The sequence below is a fragment of the Bdellovibrio sp. KM01 genome (assembly GCF_013752535.1).
GTDB lineage: Bacteria > Bdellovibrionota > Bdellovibrionia > Bdellovibrionales > Bdellovibrionaceae > Bdellovibrio.
Map to the genome: position 1 here is coordinate 794,761 of NZ_CP058348.1, position 18,346 is coordinate 813,106.

Genomic DNA, 18,346 nt, shown 5'->3' on the forward strand with positions numbered 1-18,346 from the left:
ACAGGGGTGTTCTTTGAGAGACTTGTTGAATTTTTTCGATAAACCAAAAGATCCACTTTCGTTTGACGCCGTACGAGTATCGTTGGCGTCACCTGAAATGATTCGTGATTGGTCATTTGGTGAAGTTAAGAAGCCGGAAACAATTAACTATCGTACATTCAAGCCTGAACGTGATGGCTTGTTCTGTGCGAAAATCTTCGGTCCTATTAAGGATTACGAGTGCTTGTGCGGTAAGTATAAACGTATGAAGTACCGTGGCGTCGTCTGTGAAAAGTGCGGCGTTGAAGTTACACAAACTAAAGTTCGCCGTGAACGTCTAGGTCACATTGAGCTTGCGACTCCAGTTGCACACATCTGGTTCTTGCGCTCTCTACCTTCTCGTATCGGTAACTTGCTTAACCTTTCTTTGAAAGATGTTGAGAAAGTTTTGTATTGTGAAGCCCACGTGGTTATCGATCCAATGGAAACAACATTGGAAGAAGGCCAAGTATTGACTGAAGAAGCTTTGAACGCAGCTTTGAACGAATTCGGTCCTTCATTCAAATACGGCATGGGCGGCGAAGCTGTTCGTGACCTTTTGAGAAAAATCGATCCTGAATACTTGTCTCGCAAGCTTCGTATGGAAGCTAAAGACGTTAAGTCTGAAGCGGGCATGAAAAAGATCACTAAACGTCTTAAGGTTGTTGAAGCTTTCAAAGGCTCTATCAACAAACCTGAATGGATGATGTTGGAAGCACTTCCAGTGTTGCCCCCAGATCTACGTCCTCTAGTTCCACTAGATGGCGGTCGTTTCGCGACTTCAGATCTAAATGATCTTTACCGTCGTGTGATCAACCGTAATAACCGTTTGAAACGTCTTCAAGAGCTTAACGCTCCAGACATCATCATCCGCAATGAAAAACGTATGCTTCAAGAAGCTGTCGATGCATTGTTGGATAACGGTCGTCGCGGTAAGACATTCACTGGTCCAAATAAACGTCCTCTTCGCTCCCTTTCTGATATGTTGAAAGGTAAGCAAGGTCGTTTCCGTCAAAATCTACTTGGTAAACGTGTGGACTACTCTGGTCGTTCCGTTATCGTTGTAGGTCCGACGTTGAAATTGCACCAATGCGGTCTTCCTAAGAAAATGGCTTTGGAGCTATTCAAACCATTCGTTTACAACAAACTTGAAGAAAAAGGCCTAGCAGCAACTATCAAGCAAGCTAAGAAATTGGTTGAGCAAGAGACAGTTGAAGTGTGGGACATCCTGGCTGACGTTGTTAAAGAACATCCAGTTCTTTTGAATCGTGCGCCAACTCTTCACAGACTTGGTATCCAAGCCTTCGAACCAGTACTTCACGAAGGTAAAGCGATCCAATTGCATCCACTAGTGTGCGGTGCCTTCAATGCCGACTTCGACGGTGACCAAATGGCGGTTCACGTTCCACTTTCTGTGGAATCTCAAGTTGAAGCTCGTGTTTTGATGATGTCTACAAACAACGTTCTTTCTCCAGCTTCTGGTAAGCCAATCATCAATCCATCACAAGATATCGTGTTGGGCTTGTACTGGTTGACTCGTAACCGTTTGGGCGCAAAAGGAACTGGCAAAATCTTCTCGACTGTTCAAGAGGCGCAATACGCTTACGAAACAGGCTTGGTAGACTTGCAAGCGACTTGTAAAGTTCGTATCAACGGTAAGTTGCAAGAAACAACTGTAGGTCGCGCGATTCTTTCTGATAGCGTTCCTAAAGAAGTTCCTTTCAACGACGTGAACGTAATCATGACTAAGAAACAAATCGCAGCTTTGATCGACAAGACTTTCCGTCTTGCTGGTGCAAAAGCGACTTGTATCCTGGCTGATAAAATCATGGAACTTGGTTTCAAATATTCAACGTCTGCAGGTATGTCTATCGGTATCGATGACATGGTTATCCCAGCTGCCAAAGCTCCGATGATCGCTGACGCTGAAAAACAAGTTACTGAAATCCAAACTCAGTACGATGAAGGTTTGATCACAGATGGTGAGCGCTACAATAAGGTAGTGGATATCTGGGCACAAACTGCGGATAAGATCGCTAAAGAAGGTATGAACGCGATCGAAAAACAAACATTCGTAATTGATGGCAAAGAAGTAGTAGGACCTTCATTCAATCCTATCTACATCATGGCTGAATCCGGAGCCCGTGGTTCCGCGACTCAGATCCGTCAGTTGGGTGGTATGCGTGGTTTGATGGCGAAACCTTCTGGTGAGATCATCGAAACTCCGATCACTGCGAACTTCCGTGAAGGTTTGACAGTTATTCAGTACTTCATCTCTACGCATGGTGCTCGTAAAGGTTTGGCCGATACAGCATTGAAAACAGCGAACTCTGGTTACTTGACTCGTCGTTTGGTTGACGTTGCTCAAGACGTAGTAGTTTCTGAGTTGGATTGCGGAATTGACGACGGTTTGGAAATCACTCCAGTTTACGAAGCTGGTGAGATCATCCAAAACATCGGTGATCGTATCCTTGGTCGTACGACATTGAGAGATGTTGTTGATCCTCAAACTAACAACGTAGTTGTTAGAGCGAACCAAGAGATCACAGAGACTGACGTTAAAACTATCGAAGGCTTGGGTATCGACAAAGTCGACATCCGTTCGGCCCTAGTGTGCCAATCTAAACGTGGCGTGTGTGTGAAATGTTACGGCCGCGACTTGTCTCGTGGTGCGACTGTGAACCTTGGTGAAACAGTTGGTATCATCGCAGCACAATCTATCGGTGAGCCGGGTACTCAGTTGACGATGCGTACGTTCCACTTGGGTGGTGCCGCTTCTCGTTCAGTTGAGCAATCAGTTCATACATCTCGTTATGATGGTGTTCTTAAACTTCAAAACGTACATGCAGTTACTAACCGTAACGGCAAGTTGACAGTTATGAATCGTAACGGATCTGCACTTGTTATCGACGAGGCAGGCCGCGAACGTGAAAACTTCAAGCTTGTTTACGGTGCTGTATTGAACTTTAAAGAAGGTGACAAAGTTGCCAAAGGGCAAACAGTTGTTGAGTGGGATCCATACTCGAATCCAATCATCGCAGAGGTTTCTGCGAAGATCCAATATCAGGATATCGAAGAAGGTTCTACAATGCAGGAGCAAGTGGATGCGGTAACTGGTTTCGCGACTAAAGTTATCATGGAATCTAAATCTTCTGACATCAAACCAACTGTGTTCCTAGTTGATGGCAATGGTAAGACATTGAATCTTCCTGGTCGTGACATCCCTGCGAGATATTTGATCCCAGTGGGTGCTCAGCTTCTAGCAGCTGACGGTCAAGAAATTCATGCCGGTGACGTAATTGCGAAAATGCATCGTGAGACTTCGAAAACGAAGGATATCACGGGCGGTCTTCCGCGCGTTGCTGAATTGTTTGAAGCTCGTAAACCGAAAGAAGCAGCAATCATCTCTGAAATTGATGGTTATGTGACATTCGGTAAAGACGTTAAAGGTAAACAACGTGTAATCGTAACTCCTGAAGTGGGTGAGCAAAAAGAATATCTTATCCCTAAAGGTAAACACGTTGCTGTAAGAGAAGGTGAGTACGTAAGAGCCGGTGAGGCGTTGATGGACGGTCCAACAAATCCTCATGACATTCTGGCGGTTCTAGGTGCTAAAGCCCTATCTGCATACCTTGTTGATGAAATCCAAGAAGTTTACCGACTTCAAGGTGTTGCTATCAATGATAAGCATATCGAAGTGATCGTTCGCCAAATGCTACGTAAAGTAGAAATCAAGGACGCTGGAGACAGCCGCTTCTTGGCTGGTGAACAAGCTGAAAGATACGCTTTTGACGAAGAAAATGCTCGTTTGAGCCGTGAAGGTGGACAACTTGCTACATGCAATCCACTTCTTCTTGGTATCACGAAAGTTTCTTTGAGCACTGATAGCTGGATCTCAGCAGCGTCATTCCAAGAAACAACAAAAGTACTTACAGAAGCGGCGATTAATTCTCGCACAGACCATTTGCGTGGTTTGAAAGAGAATATCATCATGGGTCGTTTGATCCCTGCAGGTACTGGCTTAACTTCTTACAAACGCTGGAAAGTGTCTGTAGCGGAAGACGACGATGTAAACTACGTGGCATCTTTGCCAGGTATGTCGCCTTCAACTCAGCCGCACCAAGGTTAGTAGAGTCGCAGCGCTTCATGAATCCTCAAAGCCGCTTCACTGGCGGTTTTGAGGGCCTAAAGCCTCGGATCTCGTAAGAAAAATGTAAAAACTCCAAAAGCGGAACTCACGCCGGATTTTGGAAACTAAAATTAATAACAATGTCTTGACCCGGACGCTTGCGACAATGTAAGTTCCAGCGTCTTGAATTCGAATAAATTGTTTAAGGGGTTTATAAGTGCCTACAATTAACCAGCTCATCAAAAGTGAGCGTAAAGTTCAAAAAAACCAAACTAAATCACCTGCTTTGGTGTCATGCCCTCAGCGTCGTGGTGTTTGTACTCGTGTTTATACAACAACTCCTAAGAAACCGAACTCCGCTCTTCGTAAAGTAGCGAAAGTACGTCTTTCTAATGGTTTTGAAGTTATCTCTTACATTCCTGGTATCGGTCACAATCTTCAAGAGCATAGCGTTGTCTTGATCCGTGGTGGTCGTGTGAAGGACTTGCCGGGCGTTCGTTACCATATCGTTCGCGGTGTATTGGATCTTCAAGGTGTTAACGGTCGCCTACGCAGCCGTTCTAAATACGGTACTAAGAGACCTAAGAAATAATAAGGAATTGACACATGTCACGTCGTAAAAAGACCTTTAAAAGAGAAGTAATTCCAGATCCAGTTTTTAAAGATCTAGTTATTGCTAAATTCGTTAATAAAATGATGATCCAAGGTAAAAAAGCTACTGCACAGAAGCTTTTCTACGGAGCATTGAAAGAGCTTGAAGGTAAAGTTGCTGGCGAAGAGCCAATGGCTGTATTCAAAAAAGCCCTTGAAAACTGCAAACCTTCTATCGAAGTTCGTTCTCGCCGTGTAGGTGGAGCGACATACCAAGTTCCAGTTGATGTTCGTCCAACTCGTCGTTTGGCTTTGGCTATGCGTTGGTTGGTAGAATACTCTCGTGAACGTGGCGAAAAAGACTACGCTAAGCGTTTGGCTGGCGAATTCATCGATGCTTACAACAATAGAGGTAACTCTATTAAGAAGAAAGATGAAGTTCACCGTATGGCTGAAGCTAATAAGGCTTTCTCTCACTACAATTGGTAATCTGTTTACATGTCAGCTAAAGATCCAAAAGTTGTAGCTGATCTCAAGTATACTCGTAATATCGGCATCATGGCACACATTGATGCCGGTAAAACGACGACCACCGAGCGCATCCTTTACTACACTGGAAAAAGTCATAAAATTGGTGAAGTTCACGACGGCCAGGCCACTATGGACTGGATGGTTCAAGAACAAGAGCGCGGTATTACAATTACCTCCGCTGCCACTATGGCGTTCTGGAAAGACCACCGCATTAACATTATCGATACTCCGGGGCACGTTGACTTCACTATTGAAGTTGAACGTTCTTTGCGCGTTCTTGATGGTGCGGTAGCAGTGTTCGATGGCGTTAACGGTGTCGAGCCTCAGTCTGAAACTGTCTGGAAGCAAGCTGACAAGTACAAAGTACCAAGAATCTGTTTTATCAATAAAATGGACCGTGTGGGCGCTGATTTTGTGATGTCTTATGGGACAATCAAAGAGCGTCTTCAGGCGAATCCAATCCCAGTTCAAGTTCCAATCGGCATGGAAGATACATTCCGTGGCGTTGTCGATTTGCTAGAAAATCGCGCATACATTTGGACGACATCCGGTATGGGTGACAACTTCGAAATTACCGATGTTCCTAACGACATGAAGGAAGAGATCAATCGCTTCCGCACAGAAGTCGTTGAGAAGATCGTTGAGTTTGACGATGTTCTTCTTGAGAAATATCTCAATGGAGAAGAAGTGACTGTGGCAGAGTTGAAAGCAGCTCTTCGCAAAGGCACTCTTGAATTGAAAGCGTTCCCAGTATTCTGTGGAGCTGCCTTTAAAAACAAAGGTATTCAACCTTTGCTTGATGGTGTGATTGATTACCTTCCATCACCTATCGAAGTTCCGGATATCGTGGGTCACGATCCAGAGCGCCCTGAAAAAGAAATCCTATGCAAAACTGATTTCGACGCCCATGTGGCGGCACTGGCATTCAAAATTGCCAATGATCCGTTCGCAGGTTCTTTGACTTACATCCGTGTTTATTCCGGTGAAGTTAAAATGGGTGATCAACTTTTGAATCCTCGTACTCAGAAAAAAGAGCGTATTCAAAAGCTGGTAAAAATGCATGCGAACTCCCGTGAGGAAGTTGCGAGCTTGAAGGCTGGCGATATCGGTGCGGTGGTTGGTCTTAAGTTCACAGGTACTGGTGATACTCTTTGTGAAACTTCCCATGCAGTTGTTCTTGAATCTATTACTTTCCCAGAGCCAGTTATTGCTGTGGCAATCGAAGCGAAATCTTCTGCTGATCAAGAGAAGATGTTGGCTGGCCTCGAGAAACTTCAAAAAGAAGATCCATCTTGTAAGTTGAGAAATGACCCTGAAACCGGGCAGATCCTTCTTTCGGGAATGGGTGAGCTTCATTTGGATATCCTGGTGGACCGCCTTCTTCGCGAGCACAAAGTGCAGGCGAACGTTGGTAAGCCTCAAGTATCTTACCGCGAAACCATTACGACGGCGGCTTCCGATACTCATGTTTATGAGCGTGAAATTGCCGGCGATATGAACTTCGCATCAGTGAGCTTAACGATTGAGCCGATCTCTCAAGCAGATCACATTCAGTTCGTTAGCAAAGTCTCATTGTCTAAAGAGTTTACAGCTCCGTTCTTAAAGGCGATCGAAAGCGGCTTCCGTGAAGCAGCTGAGGTGGGTCCTTTAGCGAGCTATTCTATGCTAGGTATTAAGGGCACTTTAACAGCTGTTGAAGTTCGTCCAGAAACGTCCACTGAGATGGCTTTCAAGGCCGCGACCTCGTTGGCGTTCAGAGATGCCGTTAAAAAAGCCCAAGTAGAGCTGATGGAGCCGATCTTTAAGCTTGAAGTGACTTGCCCTGATGATTTTGTGGGCAATATCGTGGGCGACTTGAACTCGCGTCGTGGAAAAATTCTCACGATGAATGTGAAGCCAGGGGGCGGGCAGGTTATCTTTGCCGAGGCTCCATTGGCCTCTCTATTCGGTTATGCGACGGACGTGCGCAGTTTAAGCCAGGGTAGAGCAAGTTTCAGCATGGAATTTTTAGAGTACGCCGTGGTCCCTGCAAAGGTGAAAACGGAAATTCTACATAAAATGGGAAGATATTAATTATTTAATTTTTTCCCTTTGACAAAGATTTTTAAAATGCGCATACTCGCGCACTCGTGACATCTATATTTACAAAAAACCCCCCGCGTTTGGTGGACTTATCTAGGCCGCAAGGGCTAATTCGGGGCAAGTTTTCGATGGGATTTGATGTTCAGTTATTAACATTTTTGCTAGTAATTACGCTACCTTACAAAAGAAGAGAAGTGTCCTTATGCAAAGTCAGAAGATTAGAATCAGATTGAAGGCATTCGATCATAAATTGCTTGATCAGTCGACGAAAGAAATCGTTGAGACTGCTCGTCGCACAGGCGCAAAAGTTGCGGGTCCAATTCCCTTGCCTACTCGCATCAATCGCTACACAGTACTTCGTTCTCCACACGTAGATAAAAAATCTCGTGAACAATTCGAAGTAAGAACTCACAAGCGTATGCTTGATATCCTTGAACCTACGCAACAAACAGTAGACCAACTAATGAAGTTGGACCTATCTGCTGGTGTTGACGTTGAAATCAAATTGTCGGCGATCTAGGAGTAAGACGTGAGCGAAACTACAGAAAACACACAAACGTCTGCACAAGGCCTAAAGCTCAATGGCTTGTTTGCATTCAAAGAAGGTATGGCTACCATCTACAATGAACAAGGTGAAGCTATCCCAGTTACAGTTCTTCGTTATGAGCCATGGTTTGTTTCTCAAATCAAAACTAACGAAGCAGATGGTTACGAAGCTATTCAAGTAGCTTGCGAACCTAAAAAAGCTAAAAATTCAAACAAAGCTGAACAAGGTCACCTTAAAGGTGCTGGCTTCGAAAATGGCGCGAGATTCGTAAAAGAACTTCGTCAAGCTATTCCAGAAGGTCTTACAGTAGGCGCGCAAGTATCTATCGACTCTTTGTCTAAAGGTGACACTGTTAAAATGACAGCGAAATCTAAAGGTAAAGGTTTTGCGGGCGTTATGAAGCGTTGGAACTTCGCCGGTGGACCTGGTTCACACGGTTCTAAATTCCACCGTCGTCCGGGTTCTTCTGGTAACAGAACATGGCCAGGCCGTGTAATGCCAGGTAAGAAATTCCCAGGTCATCTTGGTAACGAAACAGTAACTGTTAAGAACGTTGAAATCGTTGAGATCAATCACGCTGAAAACGTAGTTATGGTTAAGGGTCCAGTTCCAGGTGCGAAAAACACTTTGGTGAAATTGGTGAGAGTGTAATATGGCAACAGTAAATGTACTTAACTGGAAAAAAGAAAAAGTTGGATCTATCGATCTTGCTTCTGATGTTTTCGAAACTCCTATTAAAAAAGAAGTTTTGCACACAGTAGTTCAATGGCAATTGGCTAGCCGTCGCCAAGGTACTCACATGACTAAAACAAAAGGTCTAGTGAGTGGTGGTGGTAAAAAGCCTTTCAAACAAAAAGGTACTGGTGGAGCTCGTCAAGGTTCTAGCCGTTCTATCTTGATGCCTGGTGGTGGTACTGCTTTCGGTCCTCAGCCTCGCAGCTACGCGTTCGTACTTCCTAAAAAAGTTCGTCGCTTAGGTTTGAGCATGGCACTTTCTCACCTTCAAAAAGAAGGCAAGTTGTTCGTAGTAGACAGCATGCAATCTGAAGGTAAAACAGCTGAGTTGAGCAAACGTCTTAAAGCGTTCGGCTTGAAAAAAGCAGTTTTGATCGATGCAAATGTTAACGACAAGTTCAATCAAGCTTCAAAAAATCTTCCAACATTCAAATACTTCCCAGTTGAAGGTTTGAACGTGTTTGATCTTTTGAAATACGATGCAGCAGTAATCACTAAAGATTCTGTAGCGAAAATCGTAGATCGCTGCTCAATGGAGAAAGCGTAAGATGAAACAAGTAATTAAAACTCCACTAATCACGGAGAAAAACACATACCACAACGCAGCTGGTGTTTACGTGTTCGAAGTAGATATGAAATCTACAAAAACAGACGTAAAAGCAGCAGTAGAAAAGAACTTCAAAGTTAAAGTGGACAGCGTGAGAACTAGCGTTTGCCGCGGTCACTCTAAAAATTCGAAGTTTGGTGCAACTAAGGTCCCTTACTGGAAAAAAGCTTACGTTAAGCTTGTTGAAGGTGAGAAGATCGCTCTTTTTGAGGGAGTATAGAGATGGGTATCAAGACGTTCGCCCCGCGCTCTCATGGTCGTAGAGGAATGACTGGTTTCGATTTCAAAGAAATCACAAAGACAACTCCAGAGAAGTCTTTGCTTGCTCCTCTTAAGAAACAAGCAGCTCGTAACAATCACGGTCAAATTACTATTCGTCACCAAGGTGGCGGTCATAAACGTAAGTACCGTTTGATTGATTTCAAACGTATTAAACTAGAAGTGCCAGCGAAAGTTGCTGCGATCGAGTACGATCCAAACAGAACTTGCCGTATCGCTCTTCTTAACTATGTAGACGGTCAGAAAGCATACATCATCGCGCCAGTTGGCTTGAATGTAGGCGACACTGTACTTTCTTCAGACAAAGCCGACATCAAACCAGGTAACTCTTTGTCTTTGTCAGCTATCCCTGTTGGTACAGTAATTCACAATATCGAATTGCGCCCAGGTAAAGGTGGTCAAATTTGCAGAGGTGCAGGTGCGAGCGCGACTTTGGCTGGTAAAGGTGATATGTACTGCCAAGTACGTATGCCATCTGGTGAGTTGAAGCAGGTTCTTTCAGTATGCCGCGCTTCTATCGGTCAAGTTGGAAATACTGACAATGAAAATATCAATCTTGGTAAAGCAGGTCGCTCTCGTTGGAGAGGTATCCGTCCTTCAGTTCGTGGTATGCACATGAATCCAGTAGACCATCCATTGGGTGGTGGTGAAGGTGTGGGTAAAGGTCATCATCCTGTAACTCCATGGGGTCAACCATGTAAAGGTTACAAGACAAGACATAATAAGAGAACTGACTCTTCAATCATCAAGAGACGTAAGTAGGAGTAGACTGTGGCACGCTCAATTAAAAAAGGTCCATTTGTTGATTTGTCTGTACAAAAGAAAATCGACAATGCGATCGCAAAAAACGACAAAAAAGTTATTAAAACTTGGTCTCGTCGCTCAACAATTCTTCCAGAAACTATCGGACTTACGTTCGCAGTTCACAACGGTAGAAAGTTCGTTCCAGTTTACATCACTGAGAACATGATTGGTCACAAACTCGGTGAGTTTGCTCCAACTAGAACTTTCCAAGGCCACGCTGAGAAGAAAGCCGCAGCTCCAGCTGCTGCTAAGAAGTAGTAGAGGTTTATAATGGAAGTTAAAGCTAGCCTAAAATACGCAAGAGTAGGTGCCCAAAAGGCAAGACTTGTTGCAGACCTAGTTCGCGGCAAAGACGTGAACGAAGCTGTTAAAACTCTTACTTTCTTGAACAAAAAAACTGCAGGTATGGTAAAGAAACTTATCGAATCTGCTGTTGCTAACGCTGAATACAAAAAAGTTATGGACGTAGATAACTTGGTTGTTAAAGCCATCTGGGTTGATCAAGGTCCGGTTCTTAAGAGATTCCGTCCACGCGCTCAAGGCCGTGCATTCGGTGTTCGTAAGAAAACAAGCCACATCAACGTAGTACTTGAGGAGAAATAATCGTGGGACAAAAGGTTCATCCAATTGGTTTACGCGTTGGTGTTATTAGAACTTGGGACTCTCGCTGGTATGCGAAGGGTAACCAATATTTCGAAAATCTACATGAAGACATCCGCCTAAGAAAATACCTAAAAGGTAAACTTAAGCATGCTGGTGTAGCTAAAATCGAAATGGAACGTGCAGCGAAGAAGATTAAAATCATCATCTCGACTGCTCGCCCAGGTGTTGTTATTGGTAAAAAAGGTACTGGTATTGACGCTCTTAAAGCGGAAGTTCAAAAACTTACACCCAACGAAGTTTTCTTGAGCATCCAAGAAGTGCGCAAGCCAGACCTCGATGCTCAGCTCGTCGCTGAGAGCATTGCTCAACAACTTGAGAAACGTATCTCTTGGAGAAGAGCTCTTAAAAAATCTATTGCAGCTGCGATCAAAGGCGGCGTGAGAGGTATCAAGATCCGTGTTTCCGGTCGTCTTGATGGTGCAGAGATTGCTCGTTCAGAGTGGTACAATGAGAAGAGCGTTCCTCTTCATACATTGCGTGCAGATATCGACTACGGTACTGCTGAAGCTCTAACTGCATACGGTATCATCGGATTGAAAGTATGGATCTATAAAGGCGATATCTTATCTGCTCGCGAAGTTGAGGAGGCAGGTCGTGTTAAGTCCTAAAAGAGTAAAATGGCGTAAACAATTTGTAGGCCGCGCAACTGGTTTTGCGTACAGAGGTTCTAACCTTGATTTTGGAGATTTCGGTCTTCAAGCAGTTGAGGAAGGACGTCTTACAGCACGTCAGTTGGAAGCAGGTCGTATTGCTATCTCCCGTTCAGTTAAGCGTGGTGGTAAAATCTGGTGCCGTGTATTCCCAAATACACCGGTAACTAAAAAACCAGCTGAAACTCGTATGGGTAGCGGTAAAGGTAACCCGGAGCTATGGGTAGCCCGTGTTCTTCCTGGAAAAGTTCTTTTCGAAATGAACGGTGTGACTCGTGAACAAGCTAAAGAAGCTTTCGAACGCGCAGCTCACAAACTTCCTTTCAAAACTCGTTTCTTGGTTAGGGAGTAGTTATGAAGTTCGTAGAGATTAAAGATCTTTCTGTAACTGAATTGAAAAAGAAAAGAGCAGCTCTTTCTGAAGAGTTGTTCCAAGCTCGTATCAAGAACTCAATTGGTCAACTTTCTAACCCAATTGAAATTCGTGATCTTCGTCGTTCTATCGCGAAAATCAATACAGCAATCGTAAAGAAAGTAGCGAGGTAGTAAATGACAACTGAAACAAATACTCGTGGTCGTAAAATCGAAGTAGTTGGTGAGGTTATCAGTGACAAGATGGATAAAACTATCTCTGTCCTAATCTACCGCATGGTTAAACACGCTAAATACGGTAAGTATGTTAAGAAGACTTCTGTGTTCAAAGCTCATGACGAAAAAAACCAAGCTAAAATTGGTGATATCGTTAAGATCCGTGAAACACGTCCTCTTTCCAAAACTAAACGTTGGGCTTTGTCTGAAGTCGTAGAGACGGCGAAAGCATAGGGGTGTTGTCATGATTCAAATGCAAACTAGACTAAATGTAGCTGACAACTCTGGCGCAAAAGAAGTTATGTGCGTAAAGGTCCTTGGTGGTTCTAAACGTCGTGTAGCATCTATCGGTGATGTTATCGTTGTTTCTATCAAAGAAGCTTTGCCAAACGCTAAAGTTAAAAAAGGTGACGTTGCTAAAGCAGTAGTAGTTAGAACTGTTCAAAAACTTCGTCGTCCAGACGGTTCTTACATCCGTTTTGATGATAACTCTGCTGTTTTGATCAACGCCAATAAAGAACCAATTGGAACTCGTATCTTTGGCCCAGTTGCCAGAGAGTTGAGAGCGAAGTCGTTCGTTAAGATCGTATCTTTGGCTCCGGAAGTTCTGTAAGGGGTATGAGATGAATCGCTTAAAAGCTAAATACAATAAAGAGATCGCTCCTGCTCTTCAAAAACAATTGGGAGTTAAAAACGTAATGCAAGTTCCTCGCTTGGAGAAAATCACTCTTAGCGTGTGCTTGAGCGAAGCAGTTCAAAATCCAAAAATTTTGAACACTGTTGTTGACGAGATCACAGCGATCTCTGGTCAAAAAGCAGTTATCACTAAAGCTAAAAAAGCTATCTCTAACTTCAAATTGCGTGCTGGCATCCCATTGGGTGTTCGCGTGACTTTGAGAAAAGAGAGAATGTGGTCATTCCTTGATCGTCTAAACACTTTGGCACTACCTCGCGTACGTGACTTCCGTGGTTTGCCGAATAAAGGTTTCGACGGCCGTGGTAACTACAACATGGGTCTTAAGGAACAAATCGTGTTCCCTGAGATCAACTTCGATAAAGTTGATAAAACTCGTGGTATGAACATCACAATCTGTACAACAGCTAAAAACGATACTGAAGGCAGAGCGCTTCTTGAAGCACTTGGCATGCCTTTCAGAAAGTAGGATGAACGATGGCACGTAAATCAAGTATTGTTAAAAACAATAAAAGAAAAGCAATTGCTAAGCGCTACACTGAATACAGAACAGAGCTTAGAAATAAAGCCGTTGACATGAAACTTTCTGATGACGAAAGAGCAGAAGCTCGTAAAAAGCTTCAAGCTCTTCCTCAAAAGACAAACATCAACCGTGTTATCACACGTTGTGAACTTTCTGGTCGCCCTCGTGGTAACTACAGAAAATTCGGTTTGTCTCGTATCGCCTTCAGACAACTTGCGCTTGACGGTAAACTACCTGGCGTAACGAAAGCTAGCTGGTAAGAGGAAAACTATGGATACAATTTCTCAGTTCCTTACAATTATTAGAAATGCGGGAGCAGCAAAACACGAAAAAGTGGATTTGCCTGCTTCTAAAGTTCGCGCTGGTATCGCAACGATCCTTGTTAACGAAGGTCTTATCCGCAGCTTCAAAGTTGCTAAAGATTCTAAGCAAGGCATCATGCGTGTTTACTTGAAGTACGATGAAGCTGGTGGCCACGCTATCAACTCTATCGACCGTGTAAGCCGCCCGGGCCGTCGCGTTTATGTTAAATCAGATAAAATTCCTCAAGTTCGTTCTGGTATGGGTATGTCCATCATCAGCACAAGCAAAGGGATCATGAGCGGTAAGCAAGCAGCTGAGCAAAATCTCGGCGGCGAATTGCTTGCGACACTTTGGTAGGTGATTTATGTCTCGTATTGGTAAAGCACCCGTTATTTTTGATAACACAGTAAAAGTAGATGTTACACCTGCTAACGAAGTTGTGATTAAAGGCGCTAAATCTTCTTTGAAGATTGCTATGCAGCCTCAAGTTACAGCTAAAGTTGATGGCAACAAAGTAGTGTTGACTCGTAAAGACGACTCTAAAGATGCTCGTGCATTGCACGGCCTTTACAGAGCTTTGGTTCAAAACGCAGTAACTGGCGTTACTAAAGGTTTCACTAAAGGTCTTGAGCTTCAAGGTGTAGGTTATCGTGCAAACGTTGCAGGTAAAAAGTTGGAGCTTTCTTTGGGCTTCTCTCACCCTGTAGTTTTCGATATCCCTGAAGGCATCGAAATTAAAGTTGAAAAACAAACAGCACTTTCAATCACTGGCGCTAGCAGAGAACTTGTTGGTCAAGTAGCTGCTAAAATCCGTTCATTCCGTCCACCAGAGCCATACTTGGGCAAAGGTGTTCGTTACGCTGGTGAGCACATCCGTCGTAAAGCCGGTAAGTCTGCTGGTAAATAGAGGTAATGTATGAAATTAAAAATGAGCAAACATACAAGCGATAGAAAAGTTAATCGCCTCAAAAAGAAAATCAGAATCCGCAAAACTGTTAGCGGTACTGATGAAAGACCTCGTCTTTGCGTTTACAGAAGCGGTAAGCATATGTACGCAAGCGTTATCAACGACGTTACTGGTCACACTCTTGTGTCCGTTTCTTCTCTTGGTAAAGAGGACAAATCTGGTGTTGAGATGGCTAAGCTTGTTGGCGTAGAAGTAGCGAAAGCTGCAACTGCAAAGAACATTAAGAGCGTGGTTTTTGACCGTAATGGTTACTTGTACCACGGGCGTGTTAAATCTCTAGCTGATGGCGCTCGTGAGGGCGGCCTCAATTTCTAAGGAGTGAATGTGGAGAAAGTTCAAGCTCAAGCAGCTGAATTAGAAGAGCGCGTAGTAGCGATCAACCGTGTAACAAAAGTTGTTAAGGGTGGTCGTCGCTTCTCTTTCGCAGCTCTAGTAGTTGTTGGTAATAAGGCTGGAGATGTTGGTTTTGGTTCCGGTAAAGCAGGCGAAGTTCCTGAAGCTATCGGTAAAGCTAGCAGATCTGCTAAAAAATCAGCTAAATCTGTGACTCTTAAAGAAGGTCGCACAATCCCTCACGAAGTTATCGGTAAATTCGGTGCTGCTAAGGTTATCATGAAACCAGCAGCTCCAGGTACTGGTGTGATCGCGGGTGGTGCAGTTCGTGCCGTTCTTGAGTCAGTTGGCGTAAAAGACATTCTTACTAAATGTGTTGGTACTCGTAACCCGCACAATGCAGTAAGAGCAACAATCGATGGTTTGAATCAACTTAAAGAGTTGAGCAAATAATCGGAGGCGATCATGGCTAAAACATTTATCGTAAAATTGAAAAAATCGACTATCGGCTGCACTCAAGAACAAAAAGATGCAGTTCGTTGCCTTGGTTTGAAGAAAGTTAATTCTACTGCACAAGTGAATGACACTCCTGCAAACCGTGGCCAAATCATGAAAGTTCAGCATCTAGTAAATGTTGAAGTTAAGGGGTAATCCATGAGCTTGCTTAATCAACTAGCTCCTAAAGCTGGATCAAAACACGCTCCAAAAAGAATCGGTCGCGGTATCGGTTCTGGTATGGGTGGTACATCTACTAAAGGTCACAAGGGTCAATTGGCTCGTACTGGCGGTACTGTGCGTCGTGGTTTCGAGGGTGGTCAAACACCTATGCACCGTCGTTTGCCTAAATTTGGTTTTAGCAACGTCGCGTTCGCTAACAACTTTGAGATTGTTAATATCGGACAACTTGCTAAATTTTCTGGAGAAGTAACTCCCGAAACTCTTTTCACTGCTGGACTTGTTAACAAGGGCGCGGTTAAGATTTTGGGGAATGGCGAGCTAAAAACAGCTTTGACTGTAAAAGCTCACAAATTTTCAGAAAGCGCTAAGAAAGCTATTGAAGCTGCTGGCGGCAAAGTCGAGGTAATTAAGTAGTGTCTGCAATTGAAAGCATCGCAAAGAATTCGGATCTTCGTAAGCGTATATTCTTCACGTTGGCCTTATTGGCCGTCTACAGAATCGGAGTTCACGTTCCAACGCCTGGCGTGGATGGGACTGCGGTGCTTTCATTTTTCCAAGCGCAAGCGCATGGAATTTTCGGCCTATTTAATACCTTCACGGGTGGCGCACTTTCCCAGTTCAGCGTGTTTGCACTGGGAATCATGCCTTACATCTCTGCTTCGATCATTTTCCAACTTCTGACTTCAGCGGTTCCAATGTTGGAATCTTTGAAAAAAGAAGGTGAAGCTGGTCGTCGCAAAATCAACCAATACACTCGCTATGCGACTGTAGCTTTGGCTATCGTACAAGGTTACGGTATCTCAACTTGGTTGATGAACTCTACAAGCCCAGATGGTCGTTCTCTTGTGATCGCGCCGACTGTGGCATTCCTTCCTTTCCAATTGATGACAATCATCACGTTGACAGCAGGTACTTGCTTCATCATGTGGTTGGGTGAACAAATCACTGAAAGAGGTATCGGTAACGGTTCTTCTTTGATCATCTTTACTGGTATCGCAGCTGCTATTCCACAAGGCGGTCAACGTCTTTGGGAACTTGTTGCTTCTGGCGAAATGAAATTCGCTGTAGTGTTGCTTCTATTGGTTCTAATGGTTGCAATCATCGCTGCGGTTATCTACATGGAAGTCGCTCAACGTAGAATTACAGTTCAGTATTCTCAACGTGCGGGTGGCGGCGGTATGCAGTCTATGCAGACTCCTACAAGCCATCTTCCAATTAAAATCAACTTCTCTGGGGTTATCCCACCGATCTTCGCGAGCTCTTTGCTAATGTTCCCTGCGACAATGGCTCAGTTCGTACACACTCCATGGTTGAAAGCGCTTCAAGATTCTTTGAATCCTTCGGGCACAATTTTCAACATCATGTTTGTGGCTTTGATCGTATTCTTCTCTTTCTTCTATACTGAAATCGTGTTCAACCCGAATGAAGTAGCTGATAACTTGAAAAAGTACGGCGGTTTCATTCCTGGGGTTCGTGCTGGTAAGAGCACAGCTGATTACATCCAAAAAGTTCTAGAGCGCGTGAACGTATTGGGTTGTATCTATCTTTCTGCGATCTGCGTGATGCCAGGTATCTTGGCTTCTCAAATGAGTCTTCCGTTCTACTTCGGTGGTACGTCACTTTTGATCTTGGTCGGTGTTGCTTTGGATACTGCTCAGCAAATCCAATCTCACATGATCACTCAAAAATATGAGGGTTTCATGAAGGGTGCTAAAATCCGCAGCAGAAGGGTTCAATTTTAATGAACCTGATTCTGTTTGGAGCCCCGGGGGCTGGTAAAGGTACGCAATCTGAGTTGTTAATCAAACGCTTAGGTATGACTCAGATCAGCACTGGGGATTTATTCAGAGCGGCAATCAAGGGCCAAACGGACCTTGGTAAAAAAGCCCAAGAGTACATGGATAAAGGTCAATTGGTACCAGATAGCATCGTTATCGGTATGGTTGAGGAAGTACTTCAAAAAGGCGTAAAAAACTTTATCCTAGACGGTTTTCCAAGAACTGTGGCGCAAGCCGAAGCTTTGGACAGCCTTTTGAATAAGATGACACTTTCTATTGGGAAAGCCATTTTTTTGGAAGTTCCAATGGAAATTTTGATGGATCGTTTAACTGGTAGACGCGTATGTAAAAATTGCGGGGCAGTCTACCACATCGTCAGCAAGCCTACCAAGACGGAAGGTAAATGTGACAACTGTGGCGGCGAAGTCGTTCAACGTAACGATGACAAAGCTGAGGTTATTGGGACTCGTCTCAAGGCCTACCAGGAGTTCACAAGCCCACTAAAAGAATTTTATAAAAAATCAGGAAAGTACATCCAGGTCGACGGTAATAGGGACACTGAGCTTGTCTATAATGAGATCGAAAAAATAATAAGCTAACCACTATTGTTATTTTATCTCTAGACTTTAAAGAAGCTCGGTGATAGCGTCCGACTCCTCGTTTGTATTTTTGCTGTTATTTTTGGCCCATTTTGGGGCTAAAAAACACTAGCAAGTATGGGAAGACATTTATGAAAGTAAGACCATCAGTAAAAGCAATCTGTAACAAGTGCAAAGTTATTAAAAGAAAAGGCGTTATTCGCGTTATTTGCGAAAACCCTAAACATAAGCAAAGGCAGGGTTAATC

At 43.9% G+C, this 18,346-nt stretch carries 27 protein-coding genes; all 27 read left to right on the forward strand.

Annotated features, from left to right (window positions below; all coding sequences use genetic code 11):
- Positions 1–13 precede the first annotated feature (13 nt).
- The 27 genes from rpoC (at position 14) to rpmJ (ending at position 18,344) form a co-directional block, all read left to right on the forward strand.
- Positions 14–4,147 carry a DNA-directed RNA polymerase subunit beta' gene (gene rpoC, locus HW988_RS03945; RefSeq protein WP_142699125.1) on the forward strand — a complete coding sequence of 1,378 codons (4,134 nt, stop codon included), beginning with the start codon at positions 14–16 and terminating at the stop codon, positions 4,145–4,147.
- A 217-nt stretch (positions 4,148–4,364) separates the two neighbouring features.
- Entirely contained in the window at positions 4,365–4,739 is a 375-nt protein-coding gene (gene rpsL / locus HW988_RS03950) for a 30S ribosomal protein S12 (RefSeq protein WP_041876514.1), read from the forward strand.
- A gap of 14 nt (positions 4,740–4,753) precedes the next feature.
- A complete protein-coding gene (rpsG, locus tag HW988_RS03955) occupies positions 4,754–5,227 on the forward strand; it encodes a 30S ribosomal protein S7 (RefSeq protein ID WP_142699126.1) in 474 nt (157 codons plus the stop codon).
- A 9-nt stretch (positions 5,228–5,236) separates the two neighbouring features.
- Positions 5,237–7,342, forward strand: coding sequence for an elongation factor G (gene fusA, locus HW988_RS03960; protein ID WP_181606315.1), 2,106 nt, complete (start codon positions 5,237–5,239; stop codon positions 7,340–7,342).
- A gap of 211 nt (positions 7,343–7,553) precedes the next feature.
- Positions 7,554–7,871, forward strand: a complete 318-nt coding sequence (rpsJ, locus tag HW988_RS03965; RefSeq protein WP_025308875.1) for a 30S ribosomal protein S10 — start codon at positions 7,554–7,556, stop codon at positions 7,869–7,871.
- A gap of 9 nt (positions 7,872–7,880) precedes the next feature.
- A complete protein-coding gene (gene rplC, locus HW988_RS03970) occupies positions 7,881–8,549 on the forward strand; it encodes a 50S ribosomal protein L3 (protein ID WP_181606316.1) in 669 nt (222 codons plus the stop codon).
- 1 nt (position 8,550) lies between these two features.
- The gene (rplD, locus tag HW988_RS03975; RefSeq protein WP_181606317.1) at positions 8,551–9,180 is read left to right on the forward strand and encodes a 50S ribosomal protein L4; all 630 of its coding nucleotides are present in this window, start codon (positions 8,551–8,553) and stop codon (positions 9,178–9,180) included.
- A gap of 1 nt (position 9,181) precedes the next feature.
- Positions 9,182–9,460: a 50S ribosomal protein L23 gene (gene rplW / locus HW988_RS03980; RefSeq protein WP_181606318.1), complete on the forward strand. Its 279-nt coding sequence runs from the start codon at positions 9,182–9,184 to the stop codon at positions 9,458–9,460.
- Positions 9,461–9,462: 2 nt separating this feature from the next.
- The gene (gene rplB, locus HW988_RS03985) at positions 9,463–10,281 is read left to right on the forward strand and encodes a 50S ribosomal protein L2 (RefSeq protein ID WP_181606319.1); all 819 of its coding nucleotides are present in this window, start codon (positions 9,463–9,465) and stop codon (positions 10,279–10,281) included.
- A gap of 9 nt (positions 10,282–10,290) precedes the next feature.
- Positions 10,291–10,581, forward strand: a complete 291-nt coding sequence (gene rpsS, locus HW988_RS03990; protein WP_142699132.1) for a 30S ribosomal protein S19 — start codon at positions 10,291–10,293, stop codon at positions 10,579–10,581.
- A gap of 12 nt (positions 10,582–10,593) precedes the next feature.
- Positions 10,594–10,926 (forward strand): 50S ribosomal protein L22, encoded by a 333-nt coding sequence (gene rplV, locus HW988_RS03995; protein WP_142699133.1) that lies wholly within the window; start codon positions 10,594–10,596, stop codon positions 10,924–10,926.
- 2 nt (positions 10,927–10,928) lie between these two features.
- A complete protein-coding gene (rpsC, locus tag HW988_RS04000) occupies positions 10,929–11,594 on the forward strand; it encodes a 30S ribosomal protein S3 (RefSeq protein WP_142699134.1) in 666 nt (221 codons plus the stop codon).
- A complete protein-coding gene (gene rplP, locus HW988_RS04005; RefSeq protein WP_088615302.1) occupies positions 11,581–11,988 on the forward strand; it encodes a 50S ribosomal protein L16 in 408 nt (135 codons plus the stop codon). The genes rpsC and rplP overlap by 14 nt, the downstream gene beginning before the upstream one ends.
- A 2-nt stretch (positions 11,989–11,990) precedes the next feature.
- Positions 11,991–12,182 (forward strand): 50S ribosomal protein L29, encoded by a 192-nt coding sequence (gene rpmC, locus HW988_RS04010; protein WP_088615301.1) that lies wholly within the window; start codon positions 11,991–11,993, stop codon positions 12,180–12,182.
- A gap of 3 nt (positions 12,183–12,185) precedes the next feature.
- Positions 12,186–12,458, forward strand: coding sequence for a 30S ribosomal protein S17 (gene rpsQ / locus HW988_RS04015; RefSeq protein WP_088615300.1), 273 nt, complete (start codon positions 12,186–12,188; stop codon positions 12,456–12,458).
- A 10-nt stretch (positions 12,459–12,468) separates the two neighbouring features.
- Positions 12,469–12,837 (forward strand): 50S ribosomal protein L14, encoded by a 369-nt coding sequence (gene rplN, locus HW988_RS04020; RefSeq protein ID WP_088615299.1) that lies wholly within the window; start codon positions 12,469–12,471, stop codon positions 12,835–12,837.
- A gap of 10 nt (positions 12,838–12,847) precedes the next feature.
- Positions 12,848–13,387, forward strand: a complete 540-nt coding sequence (gene rplE, locus HW988_RS04025) for a 50S ribosomal protein L5 (protein WP_142699135.1) — start codon at positions 12,848–12,850, stop codon at positions 13,385–13,387.
- An 8-nt stretch (positions 13,388–13,395) separates the two neighbouring features.
- Positions 13,396–13,701, forward strand: a complete 306-nt coding sequence (rpsN, locus tag HW988_RS04030) for a 30S ribosomal protein S14 (RefSeq protein ID WP_142699136.1) — start codon at positions 13,396–13,398, stop codon at positions 13,699–13,701.
- A 10-nt stretch (positions 13,702–13,711) separates the two neighbouring features.
- Positions 13,712–14,101: a 30S ribosomal protein S8 gene (gene rpsH, locus HW988_RS04035; RefSeq protein WP_142699137.1), complete on the forward strand. Its 390-nt coding sequence runs from the start codon at positions 13,712–13,714 to the stop codon at positions 14,099–14,101.
- 7 nt (positions 14,102–14,108) lie between these two features.
- Positions 14,109–14,651, forward strand: a complete 543-nt coding sequence (gene rplF / locus HW988_RS04040) for a 50S ribosomal protein L6 (RefSeq protein ID WP_181606320.1) — start codon at positions 14,109–14,111, stop codon at positions 14,649–14,651.
- Between the two features lie 9 nt (positions 14,652–14,660).
- The gene (gene rplR / locus HW988_RS04045) at positions 14,661–15,026 is read left to right on the forward strand and encodes a 50S ribosomal protein L18 (RefSeq protein WP_142699139.1); all 366 of its coding nucleotides are present in this window, start codon (positions 14,661–14,663) and stop codon (positions 15,024–15,026) included.
- 9 nt (positions 15,027–15,035) lie between these two features.
- On the forward strand, positions 15,036–15,497 hold the full coding sequence (rpsE, locus tag HW988_RS04050) for a 30S ribosomal protein S5 (protein WP_142699140.1): 462 nt from the start codon (positions 15,036–15,038) through the stop codon (positions 15,495–15,497).
- 12 nt (positions 15,498–15,509) lie between these two features.
- The gene (gene rpmD / locus HW988_RS04055) at positions 15,510–15,695 is read left to right on the forward strand and encodes a 50S ribosomal protein L30 (RefSeq protein ID WP_142699141.1); all 186 of its coding nucleotides are present in this window, start codon (positions 15,510–15,512) and stop codon (positions 15,693–15,695) included.
- A gap of 3 nt (positions 15,696–15,698) precedes the next feature.
- Entirely contained in the window at positions 15,699–16,136 is a 438-nt protein-coding gene (gene rplO, locus HW988_RS04060; RefSeq protein WP_088615291.1) for a 50S ribosomal protein L15, read from the forward strand.
- On the forward strand, positions 16,136–17,464 hold the full coding sequence (secY, locus tag HW988_RS04065) for a preprotein translocase subunit SecY (RefSeq protein WP_142699142.1): 1,329 nt from the start codon (positions 16,136–16,138) through the stop codon (positions 17,462–17,464). Before rplO ends, secY begins: the two co-directional genes overlap by 1 nt.
- Positions 17,464–18,099 (forward strand): adenylate kinase, encoded by a 636-nt coding sequence (locus tag HW988_RS04070; protein WP_142699143.1) that lies wholly within the window; start codon positions 17,464–17,466, stop codon positions 18,097–18,099. The genes secY and HW988_RS04070 overlap by 1 nt, the downstream gene beginning before the upstream one ends.
- 131 nt (positions 18,100–18,230) lie before the next feature.
- On the forward strand, positions 18,231–18,344 hold the full coding sequence (gene rpmJ / locus HW988_RS04075; protein ID WP_011165332.1) for a 50S ribosomal protein L36: 114 nt from the start codon (positions 18,231–18,233) through the stop codon (positions 18,342–18,344).
- Positions 18,345–18,346: the final 2 nt, after the last annotated feature.